The 19,117-nt window shown below is 71.3% G+C and carries 16 protein-coding genes and 1 pseudogene; 7 read left to right on the top strand and 10 right to left on the bottom strand.

Going from position 1 to position 19,117, the window contains the following annotated elements:
• The first annotated feature begins 41 nt into the window (after positions 1–41).
• Positions 42–2,471 carry a SpoIIE family protein phosphatase gene (locus tag OG519_RS05960; protein ID WP_405579584.1) on the top strand — a complete coding sequence of 810 codons (2,430 nt, stop codon included), beginning with the start codon at positions 42–44 and terminating at the stop codon, positions 2,469–2,471.
• Positions 2,472–2,490: 19 nt separating this feature from the next.
• Complete coding sequence (locus OG519_RS05965) at positions 2,491–4,716, top strand: SpoIIE family protein phosphatase (protein ID WP_405579586.1); 2,226 nt, start codon at positions 2,491–2,493, stop codon at positions 4,714–4,716.
• Positions 4,717–4,733: 17 nt separating this feature from the next.
• On the opposite strand, the gene OG519_RS05970 is transcribed toward OG519_RS05965, so the two are convergent.
• The 3 genes from OG519_RS05970 to OG519_RS05980 all read right to left on the bottom strand — a co-directional run bounded on the left by OG519_RS05970 (position 4,734) and on the right by OG519_RS05980 (position 7,221).
• Positions 4,734–5,705 (bottom strand): TIGR03557 family F420-dependent LLM class oxidoreductase, encoded by a 972-nt coding sequence (locus tag OG519_RS05970; protein WP_405579589.1) that lies wholly within the window; start codon positions 5,703–5,705, stop codon positions 4,734–4,736.
• A gap of 230 nt (positions 5,706–5,935) precedes the next feature.
• Positions 5,936–6,652, bottom strand: coding sequence for a hypothetical protein (locus OG519_RS05975; RefSeq protein WP_405579592.1), 717 nt, complete (start codon positions 6,650–6,652; stop codon positions 5,936–5,938).
• A 398-nt stretch (positions 6,653–7,050) separates the two neighbouring features.
• Positions 7,051–7,221, bottom strand: a complete 171-nt coding sequence (locus OG519_RS05980) for a hydrophobic protein (RefSeq protein ID WP_093735357.1) — start codon at positions 7,219–7,221, stop codon at positions 7,051–7,053.
• Between the two features lie 382 nt (positions 7,222–7,603).
• On the opposite strand from OG519_RS05980, the gene OG519_RS05985 reads away from it, so the two are divergent.
• Positions 7,604–7,783: a hypothetical protein gene (locus OG519_RS05985; RefSeq protein WP_405579596.1), complete on the top strand. Its 180-nt coding sequence runs from the start codon at positions 7,604–7,606 to the stop codon at positions 7,781–7,783.
• Between the two features lie 135 nt (positions 7,784–7,918).
• On the opposite strand, the gene OG519_RS05990 is transcribed toward OG519_RS05985, so the two are convergent.
• Positions 7,919–8,395 carry a GNAT family N-acetyltransferase gene (locus tag OG519_RS05990; protein WP_405579599.1) on the bottom strand — a complete coding sequence of 159 codons (477 nt, stop codon included), beginning with the start codon at positions 8,393–8,395 and terminating at the stop codon, positions 7,919–7,921.
• Positions 8,396–8,582: 187 nt separating this feature from the next.
• On the opposite strand from OG519_RS05990, the pseudogene OG519_RS05995 reads away from it, so the two are divergent.
• The 3 genes and pseudogenes from OG519_RS05995 to OG519_RS06005 all read left to right on the top strand — a co-directional run.
• Positions 8,583–9,509: pseudogene (locus OG519_RS05995) on the top strand (hypothetical protein); the annotation flags it as partial.
• A gap of 206 nt (positions 9,510–9,715) precedes the next feature.
• Positions 9,716–10,744 carry a YihY/virulence factor BrkB family protein gene (locus tag OG519_RS06000; protein WP_405579602.1) on the top strand — a complete coding sequence of 343 codons (1,029 nt, stop codon included), beginning with the start codon at positions 9,716–9,718 and terminating at the stop codon, positions 10,742–10,744.
• 133 nt (positions 10,745–10,877) lie between these two features.
• Complete coding sequence (locus OG519_RS06005; RefSeq protein WP_405579605.1) at positions 10,878–11,441, top strand: hypothetical protein; 564 nt, start codon at positions 10,878–10,880, stop codon at positions 11,439–11,441.
• A 210-nt stretch (positions 11,442–11,651) separates the two neighbouring features.
• Here the strand turns inward: OG519_RS06005 and OG519_RS06010 are convergent, their stop codons facing one another.
• Positions 11,652–14,117, bottom strand: a complete 2,466-nt coding sequence (locus OG519_RS06010; RefSeq protein WP_405579608.1) for a SpoIIE family protein phosphatase — start codon at positions 14,115–14,117, stop codon at positions 11,652–11,654.
• Between the two features lie 277 nt (positions 14,118–14,394).
• On the opposite strand from OG519_RS06010, the gene OG519_RS06015 reads away from it, so the two are divergent.
• Positions 14,395–16,146, top strand: a complete 1,752-nt coding sequence (locus OG519_RS06015; protein WP_405579611.1) for a SpoIIE family protein phosphatase — start codon at positions 14,395–14,397, stop codon at positions 16,144–16,146.
• 63 nt (positions 16,147–16,209) lie between these two features.
• On the opposite strand, the gene OG519_RS06020 is transcribed toward OG519_RS06015, so the two are convergent.
• The 5 genes from OG519_RS06020 to OG519_RS06040 form a co-directional block, all read right to left on the bottom strand.
• Positions 16,210–16,362 carry a hypothetical protein gene (locus tag OG519_RS06020; protein ID WP_405579614.1) on the bottom strand — a complete coding sequence of 51 codons (153 nt, stop codon included), beginning with the start codon at positions 16,360–16,362 and terminating at the stop codon, positions 16,210–16,212.
• A gap of 248 nt (positions 16,363–16,610) precedes the next feature.
• Complete coding sequence (locus OG519_RS06025; protein WP_405579617.1) at positions 16,611–17,240, bottom strand: hypothetical protein; 630 nt, start codon at positions 17,238–17,240, stop codon at positions 16,611–16,613.
• 28 nt (positions 17,241–17,268) lie between these two features.
• On the bottom strand, positions 17,269–17,736 hold the full coding sequence (locus OG519_RS06030; protein WP_405579620.1) for a hypothetical protein: 468 nt from the start codon (positions 17,734–17,736) through the stop codon (positions 17,269–17,271).
• A 36-nt stretch (positions 17,737–17,772) separates the two neighbouring features.
• The gene (locus tag OG519_RS06035) at positions 17,773–18,591 is read right to left on the bottom strand and encodes a hypothetical protein (RefSeq protein WP_405579622.1); all 819 of its coding nucleotides are present in this window, start codon (positions 18,589–18,591) and stop codon (positions 17,773–17,775) included.
• A 40-nt stretch (positions 18,592–18,631) separates the two neighbouring features.
• On the bottom strand, positions 18,632–19,051 hold the full coding sequence (locus OG519_RS06040) for a hypothetical protein (RefSeq protein ID WP_405579625.1): 420 nt from the start codon (positions 19,049–19,051) through the stop codon (positions 18,632–18,634).
• Between the last annotated feature and the right edge of the window lie 66 nt (positions 19,052–19,117).

Consider the following 19,117-nt stretch of genomic DNA (forward strand, 5'->3'; position numbering starts at 1 on the left):
AACCCCTGCCCGCCATCTTCCCCTGTGCGAAGAGAGCAACGATGGATCCACGTGACGTCGAGACCGACCGTCAGGCGGTACTGCGGGGTGCCAGGCACCTCGCGGCCGCCATCGTGGACGCGCGGGGGATCGTGCTGGAGTGGACCCCGGGCGCCGCCCGGCTGCTGGGATATCCGCGCACGGACATCGTCGGCCGGCCGCTGGGCACGCTGCTCGACCCCGATGTGCCGCCCGACGTATGGGACCGGCTGCTGGCGGGGATCGGTGGCGCCATTGACGTGGTGATGCGCCACCGGGCCGGCCACCCCGTCACGGTGGAGCTCTTGTGCAGCGTCCGCGCGGGCGCCGACGGGACACCGCTTCGGCTCGTGGTGGCCACCGGGCTGCCCGTCGAGCGGGACATGGAGGAGACGCTGAAGTCGTGGGCGCTCGACCAGGTGCCCGTCATCGGCGCGATCTTCGACACGGACGCCCGCTATCTGCATCTGAACGACTACGCGCGCCGGCTGTGGGACATCCCGGCCGACCGGCTGCTCGGCAGGACGGTGCTGGAGGACCGGCCGGAAGGGAGTACGGACGAGTTCCTGGAGTCCATCCTCGGGGCCCTGCGCACCGGCGAGGCGAGCGTCTACGAGGCCAAGCAGGAGCGGGGCCTTCGCACCCGCTCATGGGCGATCCACAACACACCGCTGAAGGATCCCGCGGGGGAGGTACGGGGTGTGTACACGCTGGGCATCGAGACCTCGCGCGAGCTCGCCGCGCGGCGGCGTCTCGACCTGCTGAACCGGGCCAGCGCCACCATCGGCAGCACCCTCGACACCCGCACCACCGCGCGGGAGCTGGCCCGGGTCGTGGTGCCGGAACTCGCCGACTTCGTGACCGTCGACCTGCTCGACTCGGTGCTCGCCGACGAGGAGCCGTTCCGCGAGCCGGAGGGCCCGGCCGTGCTGCGCCGCCTCGCCGAGAGTTCCGTCCTGGAAGGCACCCCCGAGTCGGTGCTGAAGCCCGGGGACACCGAGACATACGACGAGCACTCGCCGAACGCCAACGCGCTGGCCACCGGTAGGTCGTTCATCACCACGATCGTCGGGGACCCCAGGGTCGACCAGTGGGCGGGGCTGCACGCCGAGCGCTCCAGCCGGGGGAAGCTCTTCGGCTTCCACTCCGGCATGGTGGTGCCGCTGCGCGCCAGGGGCAGCACCTTCGGGGTGGTCTGCTTCTACCGCCACCAGCGGCCGGACGACTTCGACAGCGACGACCTGCTGCTCGCCGAGGAGATCACCGCGCGGGGCGCGGTCTGCCTGGACAACGCGCAGCGCTACGCCCGCCAGCGCGTCACGGCCCTCACCCTCCAGCACAGCCTGCTCCCGCACGACGTGCCCCCGCAGGCGGCCGTCGAGGTGGCGAGCCGCTATCTGCCGTCGGATGTGCGGGGCGGTGTGGGCGGGGACTGGTTCGATGTGATCCCGCTCTCCGGCGCGCGGGTCGCGCTGGTGGTCGGGGACGTCGTCGGTCACGGCATCCACGCGTCGGCGACCATGGGCCGGCTGCGGACCGCGGTGCGGACCCTGGCCGACATCGAGATGCCGCCGGACGAGTTGCTCACCCAGCTCGACGGCCTGATCGACCGGCCCTTCGCCCCCGCGGAGGGGCAGCCGTCGGACAATGACGCGGGCGCGACCTGTCTCTACGCGGTGTACGACCCGGTCACCCGCTGGTGCGCGCTGGCCCGCGCGGGCCATCCGCCGCCCGCCCTGGTGCTGCCGGACGGCAGCGTCGACGTCATCGAGGTACCCGCGGGACCGCCGCTGGGCCTCGGCGGCCTGCCGTTCGAGAAGGTGGAAGTGCAACTGCCCGAGGGCAGCCTGCTCGCGCTCTACACCGACGGCCTCATCGAATCCCGTGAGCGGGACATCGACGAGGGCCTCACGGAGTTGCAGCAGCGGCTCGCCGCGCCCTCGTCCTCGCTCGAGGAGACCTGCGACCGCGTGCTGACCCGGCTGCTGCGCAGCGAGCCGCCGGCCGACGACGTGGCCCTGCTGGTGGCCCGCACCCGGGTGCTCGGCCCGGCCAACACCGCCACCTGGGAGCTGCCCTCGGATCCGGAGGCGGTGGCCACCGCGCGTGAGCACGCCGCCCACAAGCTGGCCGAATGGGGCCTGGAGGAGGCGGTCTTCACCACCGAGATCGTCGTCAGCGAACTGGTCACCAACGGCATCCGCCATGCCTCGGGCCCGATCCAACTGCGACTGATCCTGGAGGACACCACCCTGATATGCGAGGTGTCGGACGGCAGCGACACCTTCCCGCGCCTGCGCCGTGCCCGCGCCTACGACGAGGGCGGCCGCGGGCTGCTGCTGGTGGCGCAGCTCAGCCGGCGCTGGGGGACCCGGTCCACGGCCACCGGGAAGGTCATCTGGGCCGATCAGACCGTCGAGCGGCGCCCGCGCGGTGCCGCCCCCGCGTCCTGAGGAAAGGGGCGGCGACACGATGAGCGAGGCCGGAGAGGACGGATCCTGGATCGAGAGCCCCGGATTCGCCCGCCACAACGGCGCCACGGCGCTCCAGGGGCTCCTCCACCAGGTGCTTCGGGAGACCGTCGAGCGGCTGGAGGCCGTGGTCTGTGCCGTCTACTTCGCCGAGGAGGGCGGTGCGGCACTCGGCGCCGTCATGCTGGGCGGCGCCTCCCCCGCGCTGCTTTCCGTGCCGGAGCGGATCCCGCTCGACTACTCCTACACCTCGGCGAAGGCGTTCCAGACGGAGCGGACGGTGGTGGCCGACGGACCGCGGCTCGACCGGAACGAGGACGACCTGGTCGCGCTGCTCGGCGCCTACGCCGTCTCCTCGGCCCCGATCACCGACGGCGACCGGCGGATGGGTGTGCTGACCGTCGTCACCGTGCCGGTCGCCGAGGACGCGCGGACCGCGCAGCGGACCTGGCTCGGCGGCCGGGCCCGCCGGCTCGCCACCGACCTGGCGCCGCTGGCCCAGCAGGGCGCCTCGTTGACGCCGCCGCCGCGGCCCGCCGTCGTCCTGCTGGCCGGGGCCGATCAGGAGTCCCGCGTCTCGGCGGACATGGGCTGGGGTCTGCCGGACGTGGCCGGTTCCGCGGGACTCAGTCTGATGTACCAGATCAGACGGCTCGATCGGTCGCTGAGCCGCGCGCTGACCCGGGAGGAGGTCGCCGAGGCCGCGCGGACGCACCTCATGGTGCCCTTCGACGCCCAGGAGATGACCCTCACCACGAAGGGCGACGGCCGGCTCTGGGTCGTCGGCCACAGCGGGCCGCCGGCCGCCACCGTGGGCAAGCTCCAGGGCTCCGGTCTGAACGAGTCCAATCCGACGGCGGACGCGTTGCGCGGACAGCCGACGTTCCTTCGCGACCGGGCCGAGAAGCGGGCCAGGTACCCGGATCTGCCCGACGACGAGTGGGCGTCGTGGGCGTACCTTCCGCTCAAGGGGGACCGGGAGAACATCGGTGTCTGCGGCCTCGGTTTCCGCCGGTCGCGCGAACTCCCCGCGCGGGAACGGTCGGTCATGATGATGATGGCGGCCAGGATCGGCGCGGCCCTGGAGCGGGTCTCCCAGCGGGAGAACGAGAGCTCGCTCGCCGGCAGCCTCCAGAAGCGCCTGCTCCCCAGCACCTTGTCGGATCTGCCGGAAGCGGTCGTGACGGCCAGGTACCTGCCGGCCGCGTCGACGGCGAGCGCGGGCGGCGACTGGTACGACGTCGTCAAACTCGCCGAGGACCGGATCGCCCTGATCGTCGGCGATGTGGAGGGGCACAGCGTCGAGAGCTCGGTCGTCATGGGGCAGGTGCGCGCCTCGGTCCTCGCCTACGCCAGTGAAGGGCACCGGCCGCGGGCGATCATGGAGCGGGCGAGCAAGCTGCTCACCGAACTCGACACCGAACTCCTCGCGACCTGCTGTGTCGTCTTCCTCGACGGCACCGCGGGCACCGTGACCTGCTGCCTGGCCGGGCATCCGCCGCCGGTGCGGCGGGGACCTGACGGACGCACCGAACCCCTTGACGCGCAGCCCGGCGTGCCGCTGGGGGTTCAGTCCAGCCGCCCTTACCAGGACTTCGAGAGCGACCTCCTGCCCGGCTCGCTGCTGCTCCTTTACACCAACGGCCTCGCCGGCGGCGGTCTCTTCGACGCGGTCGCCTACGCGGAGGAGCAGCTCTCCTCGCTCGGCCAGAACGCGCCGCGCAATCTGGAGGAGAAGGCGGACCAGCTCGTCGCGGCCCTTCCCGGCGCCGCGCGGACCGACGACGCCGTGCTGCTGCTGGCCCGCTACGAGGGAGCGCGGCTCAGCGCGTCCCGGCGGCTCGGCCGGATGCGGATCCAGCGCCGCGATCTCCAGGGCGTGGCGACGGCCCGTCGCTTCGTGCGGGCGCAACTGACGAGCTGGGATCGGGGCGAGGTCGCCAGTCCGCTGGAGCTCATCGTCTCGGAGCTAGCGACCAATGCCCTGGTCCACGCCGACAGCGACGTCGAACTGCGGCTTCGTGAGTTCACCGACCACATCACGGTGGAGATGGTCGACTCCAGCGCCTGGGCGCCGGTCCCGTCGTTCATGATGACCTCCGACGAGGAGGCGGGGCAGGCGGAGCACGGGCGCGGGCTGATCATCGTCGAAGCGCTCGCCTCGGCCTTCGGGAGTTCGCCCAACGGCCGCGGCAAGACCGTCTGGGCCGAGGTGGCGACCGGCTGACCCGCCGACCCGGTGGCTCAGCCGGACGGGGTGAGCGCGCGGATCGTCCCGTCCAGCTCCCTGCGGTAGAAGTCCATGAAACCGTCTGGGTCGGGTCCCGCGTTCTGCATCACCAGCCGGTCGAATCCGGCGTCCACGTAGGGCTGGGCGACTTCGGCGTAGCGCGCCGGGTCGTTGCCGCAGGCGAAGTGGGCCAGCACGTCCTCCTCGCGGATGGCGGTGGCGGCGGCTTCGAAGTTGGCCGGGTTCGGCAGTTCGCTCATCACCTTCCAGCCGGTGACCAGCCATCGGGAGGTCTCCCATGCCGCGTGCGCGGCGGTGTGTTCGTCCTCGGCCCAGGCCATCGGCACCTCGGCGTAGCGCGGTCCGCTGCCGCCGGCCGAGTGGTAGGCGTCCACGATGCCCTTCTTCGGCTCGATCGCGAAGAGAGCGTCCCCGAGTTCGGCGGCGACCCGGGCCGAGGCGGGACCGCTGGTGGCCACCGCGATCGCCGGCGGCTCCGGCGGCAGGTCGAAGACCCGGGCGTCGTCCAGGCGCAGATGCCGGCCCTCGTACGACTGGTATCCGCCGCGCCACAGCAGCCGGATGATCTCCAGGGCCTCCCGCAGCAGGGCGTGCCGCTCGGGTACGGAGTTGGGGAAGCCGCGGCCGACGACGTGTTCGTTGAGCCGCTCCCCGGCGCCGACGCCGAGGGTGAAGCGGCCGTCGGACAGGAGCGCGAGGGTCGCGGCGGCCTGGGCGATGATCGCCGGGTGATACCGGACGGTGGGGCAGGTCACACCGGTGGCCAGCGCGATGCGTTCGGTCTTCGCCGCGATCGCGCCGAGTACGGTCCAGGTGAAGGGCGAGTGACCCTGGTTGTCCAGCCAGGGGTGGTAGTGGTCGCTGATCTCGACGAAGTCGAACCCCGCCTGCTCGGCGAGCACCGCCTGCCGTACGAGTTCCTGCGGCCCGAATCCCTCGGTGGCCAGCTTGTAGCCGATCTGCACCGTCGCCTCATCTCTGTCGGTCGCCCGTCGGGGTCCTTGGAGTCCTTGGAGTCCTTTGCGGGTCCTCTGGGGCCTGCCCCCGAAGAGGCCTCGCTCACCTTGGCAAACCGGTCCGGTGGGACGGACCAGCCACGCCGCCGGGGCGCACCGCGTCACCGGGACAGACCTCGCCGGCCCGGCGTGCGGGTATGGGTGCGGGTGAGGACGGGGCGGCGGCGGGACGGGGGCCGCTAGTGGAGGACGCTCACCGCGCGGGCGATGACGAGGAGCGAGGTCATCAGGGCGGCGACGCTCTCCACGCTCATCAGCAGTTTGGCGCGGGACGACAGCGGCATGGTGTCGGTCGGGCTGAAGGCGGTCGAGTTGGTCACCGAGATGTACAGGTAGTCCACCAGGGTCGGTACCCAGTCGGAGGTGGTGCTGGCCCCGTCGGCGACCTCCTGCACGGCGCCGTCGTTCTCGTCCTGGGAGAAGCGGAAGTCGGCCAGCGGCAGGTCCTTGCGGGGCGCCTGGGTGCGGGCGACGGGTCCGCCGCGGTCGAGCTCCCAGTAGGCCAGGCCGAAGACGATGATGTTGGTGAGCCAGACCTGGAGGGCGGCCACCAGCAGGGAGTGCCCGTCCTTGACCCCCGCGGAGACCAGATCGTGGACGAGGATGCCCAGCGCGATCAGATTGCTGGCCGCGATGACGAGGACCAGCGTGAGGGACAGGATCCGGAAGGTCCTGGTCTGCCGGGTCAGCCGTCGGGGGTTGATCGCGATCAGCGGGATGAGGAGCAGCACTTCCAGGGCCGGAAGGACATAGCGCGGCGCGATCAGGAGCTGTTGCGGCAGGACCAGATAGAGGGCGATCGCGACGAGGGTGGCGATGACGCCGGGCAGCCGGGGCTCGCCGCGGCGCTCGTGCCGGGGATGTCTGGTCCGGGCTTCGGCGCGGCTCTTCGCCATGGGTTGTGTCCCCTCGATCCGTGCGGCCCGCCCCTGGCCGAGGGGCAGTGGATTCTAACCGCCGCCCTTCCAGCCGAAGAGCGGTGCCCCGTCGGTCGGCGGTGAAACCCGCGCGTTGGTGCCTGAAGGGGGCGGGAAAGCAGGGGGTGGGTGCCGGATTTCCGGCCGCGCATTCCCGTGCGACCGGTCGGGGCCGGGATGACCCCGGTTGGAGGTTGCACGTCCGCTGCAATTCCGGAGCCATCCCGGCCTTGACGCGTCTACCCCCCTCGGCGCGCGCTATCCGTTTCCGGCCCGCGCCGTGGTGCCGCTGTCCGGGGCCCCGATGACGCGATGACGCAATGCGGGGTGCCCCGCCGGGGATTCCGGCGGGGCACCAGTTGAGCTGGGCGTATGTGTTACCAGCGATACCAGCGGTTGCGGCCGCCACTCGAGTGGGTGCCCCGCATCACAAAGCCGAGTACCCACACGATCAGAACGATGACAGCGACCCACCAGAGAATCTTCAGCGCGAAACCCGCGCCGAAAAGGATGAGTGCGAGCAGAAGAACAAGAAGCAACGGTCCCATAGTTATCAACCTCCGAGCAGCCGTCTGCCCCCCTTCACACCGGCCATGCCAACCAAAATTATCGACATCCCGCGGCCGGGTGTGATCCGTGTCATCGGCGGCGCCCCGGCCAGGCGATGCCCTTGTCAGGCCAGGTCCGCCCCGTCCGCTTCCCAGAGGCAGCCGGCGGCCGCGCTGTGCCCCCTTGTGCCTCGGCCGTACGGGGTGGCCCGGTTGGGGCCGGGGAATCGCGTGGGGGCGGATGCGTGGTTTCCCGATACCCACGAAGGTCGGGTTGCGGAAGAATCCTCGGCACAAGGAACCGTGTGCGCACCCGCCGCCCGCCATCGCAGGCGTCAAAGGCGGGCGCGTACCCACCGGTCATAGCCGAGGGAGTGCATTCATGCGCAAGAGGACTCTGAGCCGGCGGCTGCTCCGCCTCGCCGGAACCGCGGCCATCACGCTGAGCGCCGCGGTCGCCGGGCTGGCGCTGCTGGCCGGACCGGCCGCCGCCGATTCCGACGGGTTCGGCGGGGGCGCCGGCGGCAGCTCCGGCGGTGGGGGCGCCAGCGGCACCTGGTAACCCGCCGCCGACCGACCCCGTACGGCCCAGCTGAGCAGAAGAACACCGCGGCACCGCGGCAACGGACGACGGTCGCGGGGCCCGGGGCGGTGGCGGCGGGCGACCCCGCGCCACCACCGCCCCGGGCCGGGCATCTCAGCGGGGCAGCAGGAGGGTCACCTCGTCGATCTCCTCGCCGCGGGCGTTCGCGAAACCCCGCCCGGTGCCGGTCACCACGAAGCCGCATTTCTCCAGGACGCGGACGGAGCCCGCGTTGTCCGCGGCGGCGCGGGCGCGCAGCGGGCGGTGCGGTTCGACGGCGAGCACTTCCCGCAACGCGGCCGTCGCCACGCCACGGCCCCAGTGCGCACGGCCGATCCAGTAGGTGACCTCACGCTCCTCGGGCGGCCCGAAGACGCCCACATGGCCGAGGATCCGGCCGCTCCCATCGACCACGGTGCGCTGAATGATCACCGGATCGTGGCTGATCCGCGCCCAATGGGCATCGAAACGGGCCCGGTCCGCCGGGTCCTCGGCGGTGAACGCGGCCATCCGTATCGCCGCGGGGTCGTTCATCTGAGCGAAGAAGACCGGCAGATCGCTGTCTTCCACTTCGCGTAGCGCTACGTCCATGGGGGCCTCCGGGCGGCGGACTTGGGCGGTCGTACGGTGGTGAGGTGCCCGTCGATCATCGCAAGGACCACTGACAACGAGGCGCGGCCCAACGGCCCCCGGCCAGATCCGATGAAGGCTCCCGGCGGCAACGGATAGGTCGAGCCGGCGGCACCGGACCGTGGTGGAGGGGGTGGGCGTGGGCGGGGTGGCGGAGCCAGGCGACGGCTGGGTGCGGGTACCGGTGGGCGCGGACGCGAGCCGGTGGGTACTCGGTGGCGGTGCCGACGTGTCCTGCTCGTGGTGCACAACGTCACCGCGGCGACCCGCCTCCTCGACGTGCTTCCGCTGTTCCGGGACGACCTGCGCGTCCAACTGCTCGCGGCCTGCACGGGATCCTCGCCCTTCCAGGCGGGCGTGGCCGAACTGCTCGACGCGGCGGGTGTTCCGGTGCTTCCCTGGGACCAGGCCGTGAACACCCCGGTGGACCTCGCGCTGTCAGCCAGCCTGGGCAGTGGACTTCCGGGCATCAAGGGCACATTGGCCGTCATATCGCACGGAATCGGATACAACAAGACGGTGGCGCCGACCGCCGGGGCCCGGCAGCCGGCCGTTTTCGGTCTGGCGCCGGGCTGGTTACTGGCCGACGGCGCGCCGATCGCCGACGCGCTGGTCTTCTCGCACCCCGAGCAGATCGAGCGGTTGGGCGTCGCCTGTCCCGAGGCGGTGCCGACGGCCGTGCTCGGCGGTGACCCCTGGTTCGACCGGATCCTGGCGGCCCGGCGCCACCGGGAGCGGTACCGCAGGGCTCGGTGTGCACGCTCGGCAGCGGCTGATCCTCCTCAACTCCACCTGGAACCCCTCGTCGTTGTTCGGCGACCGCGGATCTGACGACGTACTGCCCCTGATCCTGCGGCGGTTGACGTCGGAGCTGCCCATCGACGAGTACCGGACCGCGGCCGTGCTGCACCCGAACATCTGGGCCGGGCACGGCCCCGGGCAGGTGCGGCTCTGGCTGGACAGGGCCCGGCGCGCGGGCCTGGCGCTGGTGGACCCGCTGGCCGGCTGGCGCCAGGCACTGATCGCCGCGGACCTGGTGATCGGGGATTTCGGGTCGGTCAGTTATTACGCCGCGACCCGCGCCTCGGGCCCCCAGTAACCGCCGCTGGTCCAGCAGTGTCCGGAAGAGGCCGGCCCGGTCCTCGGTGGCAGGCGGGACGTGCTCCGCCGGCACCCGAAGGGACCCTCGCCGGGCGCGCCCCGCGGAAGTGGCGACGATCGGGCCGGAACCCCGGGGCGGCGGATCGGTTCGTTTGGCGGGATCGCGGCAAGCCGAGCAGCATGAGTATCGGCAGTGGGGGATCTGAGGGACATACGCGGCGGCAGACGATCAAGGCGGCGACGGAGGCCGGGCCCGATCAGCCGACGCAGTTGCGCGGCCGGCGGTGGTGGGCGGCGATCCGCAGCAGCGTGTCCGAGTTCCAGCAGGACGAGCTGAGCGACCGGGCCGCGGCGCTCACGTACTACGCCGTGCAGTCGATCTTCCCGGCCCTGCTGCTGCTGGTGTCGCTGCTGGGCGCGGCCGGGGAGACGGCGACCCACAAGATCCTGGACAACCTCAGCCAGCTCACCCCGGCGTCCGCCCGCGAGATCATCACCCACGCGGTGCAGCAGCTCCAGAACAGCGGCGGCACCGGCTCGGTGCTGGCCGTGGTGGGGCTGCTGGGCGCGGTCTGGTCGTCCTCGGGCTATGTGGGGGCGTTCATCCGCGCGTCGAACGCGGTCTACGACATCCCCGAGGGCCGGCCGGTGTGGAAGGTCACCCCGCTGCGGCTGCTGCTGACGATCGTGCTGATGGTGCTCACCGCCGCGAGCGCCCTGATCGTGGTCTTCACCGGCGCGCTCGCCGATCAGGCCGGCACCCTGCTGGGCGTCGGCGACGCGGGGCTGAAGGTGTGGTCGATCGCCAAGTGGCCGGTGCTGGTGGTGATCGTGGTGATCATGATCGCGATCCTGTACTGGGCGGCCCCCAATGCCAAGGGCCGGGGTTTCCGCTGGGTCACTCCCGGCAGTCTGCTGGCGCTCTTCCTCTGGCTGCTGGTCTCGGCCGGCTTCGCCCTGTACGTGGCCAACTTCGGCTCGTACAACCGGACCTACGGCACGCTGGCCGGCGTCATCGTCTTCCTGGTGTGGCTCTGGCTGACCAATCTGGCGATCCTGTTCGGTCTGGAGTTCGACGCGGAACTGGCCCGCCAGCGCGCGATCGCCGGCGGCCTGCCCGCGGACGCCGAGCCGTACGTCAGGCCGCGGGACACCCGCTCGTGGAGCGACAAGGAGCGGGAGCAGCTGGAGGAACGGCTCGAACCGTGACGGGGCACTCGCCGGTACGGTCGCGGCGGTGCCCGGACGTACCACCCGCCTCGCGCGGTACCGCGTCCTCGCGAAGACTGATCCGGAGAGCCCGGCGCCGCCACGGCTGCCCCACGTCAAGAAGAGGATCGACATGTCTGAGCGAAACACTGTCCTGCGCAGCGTCCATGACCTCGGCCTGGCCGCCTGGTTCGGCGGCGCCCTGATGGGCGCGGTCGGTGTGAACGGCGCCGCACGGCAGATGGGGAGCACCGACCGGGACACCGCGCGGATCGCCAGCACCGGCTGGGGGAAGTGGGCACCGCTGGGTGCCGCCGCGGTGGGAGCGCACCTCGTCGGAGGGGCCGGGCTCCTCAACGCCAACAAGGACCGGGTCAGGAACCAGGCGGCGGTCACCGCCTCGACCGCGGCCAAGACCCTCCTCACCGGCGCCGCGCTGGCCGCGACCGCCTACACCCGCGTGCTGGGCAAGAAGGTGGACCTCGCCAGCTCCGACGACCCCGAGAAGCGCGAGATGTCCGCCAAGGCCCCCGGCGACCCCGACCAGGCGAAGCGCCAGCTCAGCGTCATGCAATGGGTGGTCCCCGCCCTCACCGCGGGCCTGGTGATCCTCAACGCCCTGCACGGCGAGCAGCAGCGCCCCTTCAGCCGCGGCACGGCGATGATGCGCCGGATGAGCGGCATCATGGGCCGCTAGTCTCTGCCGGTTCCATCTCCGCACGGGGCTCGCGGAGCCGGGTCGCGGCGGGCGCCCTGTCCGCGCCCGCCGCCTCGGCGAAGCCCGCGGACGCCGCGCCCGGCGGCACCTACCTGCTGACCGTGCGCTACCGGTCACCAATACCTCGCGCCCCCGCACACAGCCCGGCGAACGACGACGGGGCGCGGGGTGAGCCGGGCCGGGCGGGGGTCAGGGGGTTTCGTACACCGGCGCCAGCTGGGCCGTCCGCCCGCTGAGGGGCTGCTCGGTCCAGATCGTCTTGCCCTGCTGGCCGTAGCGGCAGCCCCAGCGGGTGGTGCACTGCGCGACGATGAACAGGCCGCGGCCTCCCTCGTCCATGGAGCTTGCCCTGAGCACCCGGGGCTGGGTGTTGCTCGGATCGGACACCTCGCAGATGAGCACCGAGTTCCTGATCAGCCGCAGTTGGACGGGGCCGCCGGCGTAGCGTGCCGCATTGGTGATCAGTTCGCTGACCACCAGCTCGGTGGTGAACACCAGGTCGTCCAGCTCCCAGTCGGCGAGCTGGCGGGCGGCTGCCGCCCTGGCCTCCCCCACCGCCGAGAGGTCGGCCGGGAACTCCCAGGACGCGACGTTGCGGGAGGGGACCACGCGCGTTCTGGTCAGCAGCAGCACGATGTCGTCGCGCGGGGGCTGCTCGGCCGCCTCGGCCACCAGCGCGTTGCCGATCTCCGCCAGCGGCCGTTCCGGGGTGGACAGGACCCGCAGCCTCTCCTGCAGTCGCTCCAAGCCGTCCCCGGCGGCCCCGCCATCCCCACCGTTCCCAGCGGCCGTGTCGGCCCCGTCGTCCCGCAGCGAGCGCAGATCCAGCAGGCCGTCGGTGAACATGGCGATCATGCTGCCCGGTGTGACGTGCACGCTCTTGGACTGGAAGGGCACTCCCCCGACCCCGAGCGGCGGTCCCGGCTCGACGCCGACCAGCCGCGAGGTGCCGTCCGGGTTGACGATGACCGGCGGCGGATGTCCGGCACTGGCGAAGGCGCACTGACGGGTGGTCGGGTCGTAGACGGCGTAGAGGCAGGTCGCCCCGATGGAGTCGGTCCGGTCCTCGGGGGATCCGGCGGCGAGCTGCTGCACGAGGTCTTCCATGTGGGCCAGGACTTCGCCGGGCTCCAGCTCCAGATTGGCGAAGGTCTGCACCGCTGTCCGCAACTGGCCCATGTCCGCCGCCGCGCGCAGTCCGTGTCCGATCACGTCGCCGACGACGAAGGCCACTCTGAGGGAGGGCAGTGTGATGACGTCGAACCAGTCACCGCTGGGCTCCGAGCTTCCGCCGGCCGGACGGTACACCCCGGCCGTCTGCGCGGCGAGCGATTCGGTGACGGCCCGGGGCAGCAGCCTCTCCTGCAAGGTGAGGACCGCATTGCGTTCGCGGGTGTAGCGGCGGGCGTTGTCGATGCCGAGGGCGGCCCGCGAACCGATCTCCGTCAGCAGGCCCGCCTCGGATGCGTCGAAGGGGCGCGGCTGGGCCACCCGCCAGGCGGTCACCGTGCCCAGGAGCAGGCCGCGGGCGAAAAGGGGGGCGACGACCAGTGAGTGGGCGCCTTCGGGGACCATCAACGCGATGTTCGGGCCCTCGCCGACGGCCTGGAGGACCTCATCCCGGCTCATGACGACGGTCTCGCCCCGCTGGATCCGCACGAGCGGCTGGCTGTCCGGGAGGACGGGGTACTGCGATCCGACGGGCAGCACCGGCTCCGGCCACACCCCGGTCGACGAGCCGGTCGCCATCCTGCGGAGCGCCACGTCGCCGCCGCCGCGTATCGGCGCGGGCTCGTCGCCCCGCATGACGGAGATGGAGAGGTCGACCGTGCACAGGTCGCCGAATCCGCTGACCACCACATCCGCCAGCGCTTGCGCGGTGCGCTCGATGTCGAGGGAGAAGCCGATGCGCTCGGCGGCGTAGTGCAGCAGGTCCAGATGGGCGCCGGCCCGCTGCTCCTCGGTGACGTCGTGCACGATCGCGACGACTCCGCTCGGATCACCGCGGGCGTCCTGTAGGCGGTACACGGTCAGGGAGATGGTGCGCTGAGCATGGGGCACCTGCCGGAAGCGCACGTGCCGGATCTCCGCGATCACGGGGATTCCGGTGTCCCGCACGCGCCGGAGCGTCTCGTCCGCGTCCCGTGCGTCCTGCGGTGACAGGATCGTGTCCAGCCGGCTGCCGAACGCGCCGAACGTCTCCGGGTCGGTGTTGCTGAAGACGAGGCTGAGGTCCATGGCGTGGACGGCGAGACCGAAGTGCCGCTGGGCGAGGACCGTCCGCAGCAGGGATATCGCCTGCCCCCACTCGCCCGTCGCCGCGGCGTCGGCGAACATCACCGCGTACGCGCGGTCGTCATCGGTGAGGGGCACCGCCCAGAGGTCGACCTCGATGCTTCCCTGATCCCCGCGGCGCAGTGTCACCCTGCCCTCGGTCGGTACCGTCCCCGGGGTCACGGCGCCGGCGGGGTCGCGCCCCGCCGGGACGTACAGGTCCCGGAAGGGGCGGCCGAAGACAGCGGAAGCCGGCTGATCGAGCAGCCGGGCGGCCTGAGGCGACCATCCGGTCACCACACCCCGGCCGTCCACCACGGCGACGGCCAGCGCGCCCAGGACGAAGCCCTGCTCACCGAGGCCGGCGACCGGCAGATCCATGGCAGCTCCCCGCAGGCGACGAGAGAGTACGGGCACTCACCACGCTACGTGATCCGCGCCCGTACGGCTTCCCGGTCCCGACCGGTACCCGATCACCTCGGCGGAGCCGCCGATTCCTCGGACGTCCTCAGCCGGATCAGGCGCGCGGTGTGGCGGGTGCGGTGCCACTCCGGCCGGGACGGCTCACCTCCGGCCGGGACGGCTCACCGATGGCGTAAGGCGTCATCAGCAGCCACGGCATCCAGCGCATGTGCATGATATGCGGAATATACGAGATATGCGCAAAGCTGTCTTCATGACACCCGAGGAGACGGAGACCGGGCCGGAGCCCAGTGACATACTCCTGGTGATCGACTCAAACCTGAGGGTGACCGCCTGGACCGGAGCCGCCGAGCGCCTGTGGGGCCATCCGGCCGAGGAGGTGCGGCGTCGACTTGCCGCGCGCCTGCTGGCCGCGGGCGGTCCTGCCGTGGGCGACCTCTTCGCGAGCACCTCCTGGTCGGGACGGGTGCCGATCAGGCGTGGCGACGGCCGGGAAGCGGTCGCCACCCTGCGGGTCACACCCCTGCACGGCGGGGACGGGAGCGCGGGCTGGCTGGTCTGGGCGGCGCCCGACCCCCGGACTGAGGGGCCGGACGGCCGGCCGCTCGGGCCGTGCTCGGCGCCGGTGGACGTCCCAGGCGTGGGCGTGCGCGGCCGGCTCGGTCTGCTCACCGAGGCGGAAAGCCGCGTCGGCGCCAACCTGGACCCCATGGCCACCGCGCAGGAACTGGCGGAGACCATGGTGCCGTACCTCGCCGACTACACCACGATCGACCTGGCCGATGCCATTCCGCTCGGGCGGGAGCCGCTGGAACACCTGAAGTCCCCCGACACCCGTATTCCGGGGTTCTACCGCGCCGGAGTCGCGTCGATCCACGCCGATCTCCGCGAGTCGCTCTGGGCCCGCGGCACACCGGTCTTCGTCCCGCCGACGTCCCCCTTCACCGCCGTGCTGCACAGCCGGACCTCCCATTTCGAACCGGTCCTCGACACCTCTCCCGGCACCTGGCTCGACAACGACCCGGACCGGGCGCGGGTCATCCACGCCACGGGGATGCACTCCCTGATAATCGTCCCGCTCCAGGCCCGCGGATCGATGCTCGGCGTCGTCGTCCTCGTCCGTACCGAGAACCCGGCCCCGTTCACCAGGGCCGACCTCGTCCTCGCCGAGGAGCTCGCCAAAAGGGCGTCCCTGAGCCTCGACAACGCCCTTCGCTACACCCGTGAGCGAACCGCCGCCCTCGCGCTCCAGCGCGATCTGCTGCCGCACCACCTGACCGGTGAGGGTGCGGTCGAGGTGGCCTTCCGCTACCTGCCCTCCGACACCCACGGCGGCGTCGGCGGCGACTGGTTCGACGTCATCCCGATGTCCGGCGGCCGGGTCGCCCTGGTCGTCGGAGACGTCGCCGGCCACGGCATCAACGCGGCGGCGACCATGGGACGGCTCCGCACGATGGTCCGCACCCTCGCCACCCTCCAGATCCCGCCCGACGAGCTGCTCACCCGGATGGACGGACTCGTCCTGGAACTTGAGCAGGACCCCGCCGACGACACCGACCTCACCAAGGTCAGCGTCGGAGCCACCTGCCTGTGCATCGTCTACGACCCGGCCACCCGGCGCTGCACCCTGGCCAGCGCCGGCCACCCCCCGCCCGCGATCGTCTCCCCGGACGGTTCCGTCGACTTCGCCCGGCTGTCCCCGGGCGCGCCGATCGGCGTGGGTCTGGGGGACTTCGAGTCGACCGAGATGGAGCTGGCGGAGGGGAGTGTCCTCGCGCTGTACAGCGACGGCCTGATCGAGACCCGCACAAGCGACATCGACCAGGGAATGGAACGCCTGCGCACGGCACTCGGCCGCCCCTTCGCCGCCCTGGACGACCTGTGCGCGTCGGTCATCGACACGATGGTGCCCAAGGGACCGACCGACGACGACACCGCCCTGCTCCTCGCCCGCACCCTCCCCGCGGACCGCGGCGCCGGCGCCTGAACCCCCGTAGGCACCCGGCCCCGGCCGCGGGGAGGGCCCTCATGCGGGCGCCGCCCCGTCACATCAGCAGTGTCCTACGGAGGTCTGGTTCGACACCTGCGTCGCGATCAGGTAGCCGGTGCCGTACCCCGAGTTGACCTTGAACCAGCGGTTCGTGCCGTTCCACTGCTGGCTGTCGGTCCAACAGACCATGCTCACCGCGGTCAGCCGGGGCATCTCGAAGTAGATTCCGCCCGTGTTCGACGAGATCGACAGGCTGCACGTCGAGGCGTTGCGGTACGACGGGCCGTAGGCCGACGCGGGTGCCGCCGCCAGGGCCAGCGCCGCGGCGGCGGCCGTCCAGGACGAAACGGCTACGAGACGCGGTAGTCACCACCCCCTCCTGAGCCGGGTGGCCCGGTCGAACGGGAGGCGCGGTGCGGGGCGGCGCCGATCGGCGCCGCCCCGCACCGCGGCCGTTGGCGTCAGATGCCGATCACCCGCAGGGCGGGGTGCTGGACCGTGTTCAGGTAGACCTTCTCCTTGCTGTGCTCCTGCTCCAGTTCAAGCAGCAGGCGATAGTGGTAGAGACCGGGCTTCGCCGTGCTCAGGACGACGCCGGCCCAGTAGTAGTAGACCGGTGTCAGCGGCGAACGCATCCGGTCGGGCATGCCGTAGATCTTGAGTTCGGTGCAGAGCTTGTGCTCGGCGACGTCCTCGTCGTCGCCCGCCTCGGTGTCGAGGAAGACGATGTTGTTGATCTTGGGCATGGGCGGCCAGCTGCCGTCCAGCCGTTTCTCCATGTCGATGGGGCGGATGATCCAGTTGATCACCTGTCCCTGCTTGCAGACCGTCTCCAGCCGGGAGGTGCCCTGTCCCGAGCCGCCGATGCTGTTGTCCATCATGTACATGGAGTCGGTCAGTGAGCCGGAGGCCGTCGCCCGCTCCATGTTCACCAGGGTGACGACGTTGAGCTGGACGGAGTTGAGCTGTCCTGGATTCTGCTTTTCCTCAGTACTCGCGGTCGCCGGGTTCGCCCTGGTCGCCGTGTTCGTTTTAGTCGCCCTGGTCGTTTGGGTCGACGTGGTCGCCGTCGTGGTCGTCGTTGCGCTCATCAACGCTCCTCTGCGCGCTCGCCGCGGGTCAGGCAGGTCCGGCGCCGTCGGCGTCCAGGATCAGCGGCACCGTGGTGGTGATCGGTTCGGTCCGGGTGCCCAGCCGGAAGCTGAGCTGGTACGGGACGGCGTCGGCGGTGTCCTTCTTCACCGTTCCGATCCAGTAGGAGACATCGGTGCCCGGGAACACCTTCCGCTCCGGTTCGCAGACGTCGGTGTCGATGACGACGGCGTCGATGCTGACGAACGCCTCGCACTCCAGCGCCAGCGCGGTCCACAGCAACTGGTCGCCACCGCGCACCCGCGTCCGCAGTTCGTCGGTGCCGAAGCCGGTGGAACCGCCGGCCTTGTTGGTGTCGTACAGGTAGAGACTGCCGTGCATGTCCTGCGCGGCCAGCGCTCCCACGCAGTCCACGACGGCGGTGATCGAGATCGGTCGCTTCGCGGTCGTGGCGGCGGCCGCGGCCGTCCGCGACTGCCTCGGTTTGGCGGTCATCTTCTTCCTCCTCGTGCCGGCTGAGTCGCCGGTTGCTTACGCGAGACCGGGCGGGGCGGGCAGCGGCAGCGGCAGCGGCAGCGGCAGCAGACCCAGGCCCGCCTTGGTGAACGCGTTGCGCTTCGGCTCCGAGGTGATCTTGAGATTGGAGTCGACCTGGAGGGTCACCGGCTCCCAGAGCCAGTCCTCCGCCCGGTGCACCAGCTCATGGAGCTGGATGTGCATGGTGTAGGCGTAGGTGCCCGGCCGCGAGGTGTCGACGGTCGCGGACCAGTACCAGCCGTCGGTCACCAGATCGGGTGAGCCGTACTCGGCCGGGTAGATGATCTTCAGATCCACCGCCTCGCCGGTGATGTCGGTGATCACCGGGGGCGGATAGCTGTGCGCGCCCGCGCCCTGGTCGGTGACGATGTTGCCGGTGACATCGAGGAGCTTGTGCCCGGACGGGTTCCGGGAGCGGGCTGTCGACCTGACCCGGGTGCCGGCCGTCCGCTGGATCCGGCTGAGTTCGGAGGCGGTCTCGGCGGTGGAGGTCGCCGGCCGGTCGGCGAGGGTCGACAGGGCGTCGAGCGCCTGCTGGTCGCTCTGCCGGGCCCGGTCCGCCTGATAGCTCCGCGGCACCGTCGGCGGGATCGAACCCAGGCTGTACGGCAGCCAGTTGAGCACCGCCTCACTGGCCTGTGAACCGTCGCTCCAGGTTGAGCTGTTGACGGCGGTCACCAGGTCACCGGTGCCCTCGCCCTCGGATCCCTGCAGTTTCATGTTGTCGAACAGATAGGTGTTGCCTTCCAGCGTCCTGGACTCCAGCGCGTTGCCGGTGTCCACGAGCACGATGATCGCCAGCTGTTGGCCCATGGGCCTGCCTCCTGATGGACTCGCTCGTGGGGGTGCCGGGCTACCGGCACATCAACGCGGGGGACTCGACGCCCAGCACGCTGTGGCCGCCTTCGTACATCTGGAGTTCCAGCCGGTACGGGAAGGGGATGCCCGGCGCCATACAAGGCACCACGCCGGACCACACGTTGAGGTCGAGCCGCCCGTCGTCGGCGGGGCTCCCGGCCGCGTCCGGCGGCTCCTCGGCCGCGCCGAGGAAGGTGACGTTCTTGATCTCGACCGGCGTTTGCAGGTCGATCGCCAGCGCCGACCACTCGACGACCTGGCCGGGCTGGACGACGGTGCACAGCTCCGGAGTTCCCTGTCCCGTGCTGTCGAACGAGCCGTCGTCGACCAGGGAGAGATTGCCGTTGAGCAATGAGCCGTCCGAGAGCGCCCCGATGACGTCGACGATGACGACGATGTTCACTTTTTCCTTCATTCCCGCTCCTGTTCTGCTGGTGGCAGGCACGCCGCCCGATAGCGGCCGCCGGCCCGGATTCGGCTC

Source organism: Streptomyces sp. NBC_01190 (assembly GCF_045039895.1).
GTDB lineage: Bacteria > Actinomycetota > Actinomycetes > Streptomycetales > Streptomycetaceae > Actinacidiphila.

Bases quoted from the DNA above. Each gene is read 5' to 3' on its own strand.
- OG519_RS05960 (WP_405579584.1), top strand. From the start codon at position 42: ATGGATCCACGTGACGTCGAGACCGACCGTCAGGCGGTACTGCGGGGT.
- OG519_RS05965 (WP_405579586.1), top strand. From the start codon at position 2,491: ATGAGCGAGGCCGGAGAGGACGGATCCTGGATCGAGAGCCCCGGATTC.
- OG519_RS05975 (WP_405579592.1), bottom strand. From the start codon at position 6,652: ATGGCGAAGAGCCGCGCCGAAGCCCGGACCAGACATCCCCGGCACGAG.
- OG519_RS05980 (WP_093735357.1), bottom strand. From the start codon at position 7,221: ATGGGACCGTTGCTTCTTGTTCTTCTGCTCGCACTCATCCTTTTCGGC.
- OG519_RS05985 (WP_405579596.1), top strand. From the start codon at position 7,604: ATGCGCAAGAGGACTCTGAGCCGGCGGCTGCTCCGCCTCGCCGGAACC.
- OG519_RS05990 (WP_405579599.1), bottom strand. From the start codon at position 8,395: ATGGACGTAGCGCTACGCGAAGTGGAAGACAGCGATCTGCCGGTCTTC.
- OG519_RS06000 (WP_405579602.1), top strand. From the start codon at position 9,716: ATGAGTATCGGCAGTGGGGGATCTGAGGGACATACGCGGCGGCAGACG.
- OG519_RS06005 (WP_405579605.1), top strand. From the start codon at position 10,878: ATGTCTGAGCGAAACACTGTCCTGCGCAGCGTCCATGACCTCGGCCTG.
- OG519_RS06010 (WP_405579608.1), bottom strand. From the start codon at position 14,117: ATGGATCTGCCGGTCGCCGGCCTCGGTGAGCAGGGCTTCGTCCTGGGC.
- OG519_RS06015 (WP_405579611.1), top strand. From the start codon at position 14,395: ATGCGCAAAGCTGTCTTCATGACACCCGAGGAGACGGAGACCGGGCCG.
- OG519_RS06020 (WP_405579614.1), bottom strand. From the start codon at position 16,362: ATGCCCCGGCTGACCGCGGTGAGCATGGTCTGTTGGACCGACAGCCAG.
- OG519_RS06025 (WP_405579617.1), bottom strand. From the start codon at position 17,240: ATGAGCGCAACGACGACCACGACGGCGACCACGTCGACCCAAACGACC.
- OG519_RS06030 (WP_405579620.1), bottom strand. From the start codon at position 17,736: ATGACCGCCAAACCGAGGCAGTCGCGGACGGCCGCGGCCGCCGCCACG.
- OG519_RS06035 (WP_405579622.1), bottom strand. From the start codon at position 18,591: ATGGGCCAACAGCTGGCGATCATCGTGCTCGTGGACACCGGCAACGCG.
- OG519_RS06040 (WP_405579625.1), bottom strand. From the start codon at position 19,051: ATGAAGGAAAAAGTGAACATCGTCGTCATCGTCGACGTCATCGGGGCG.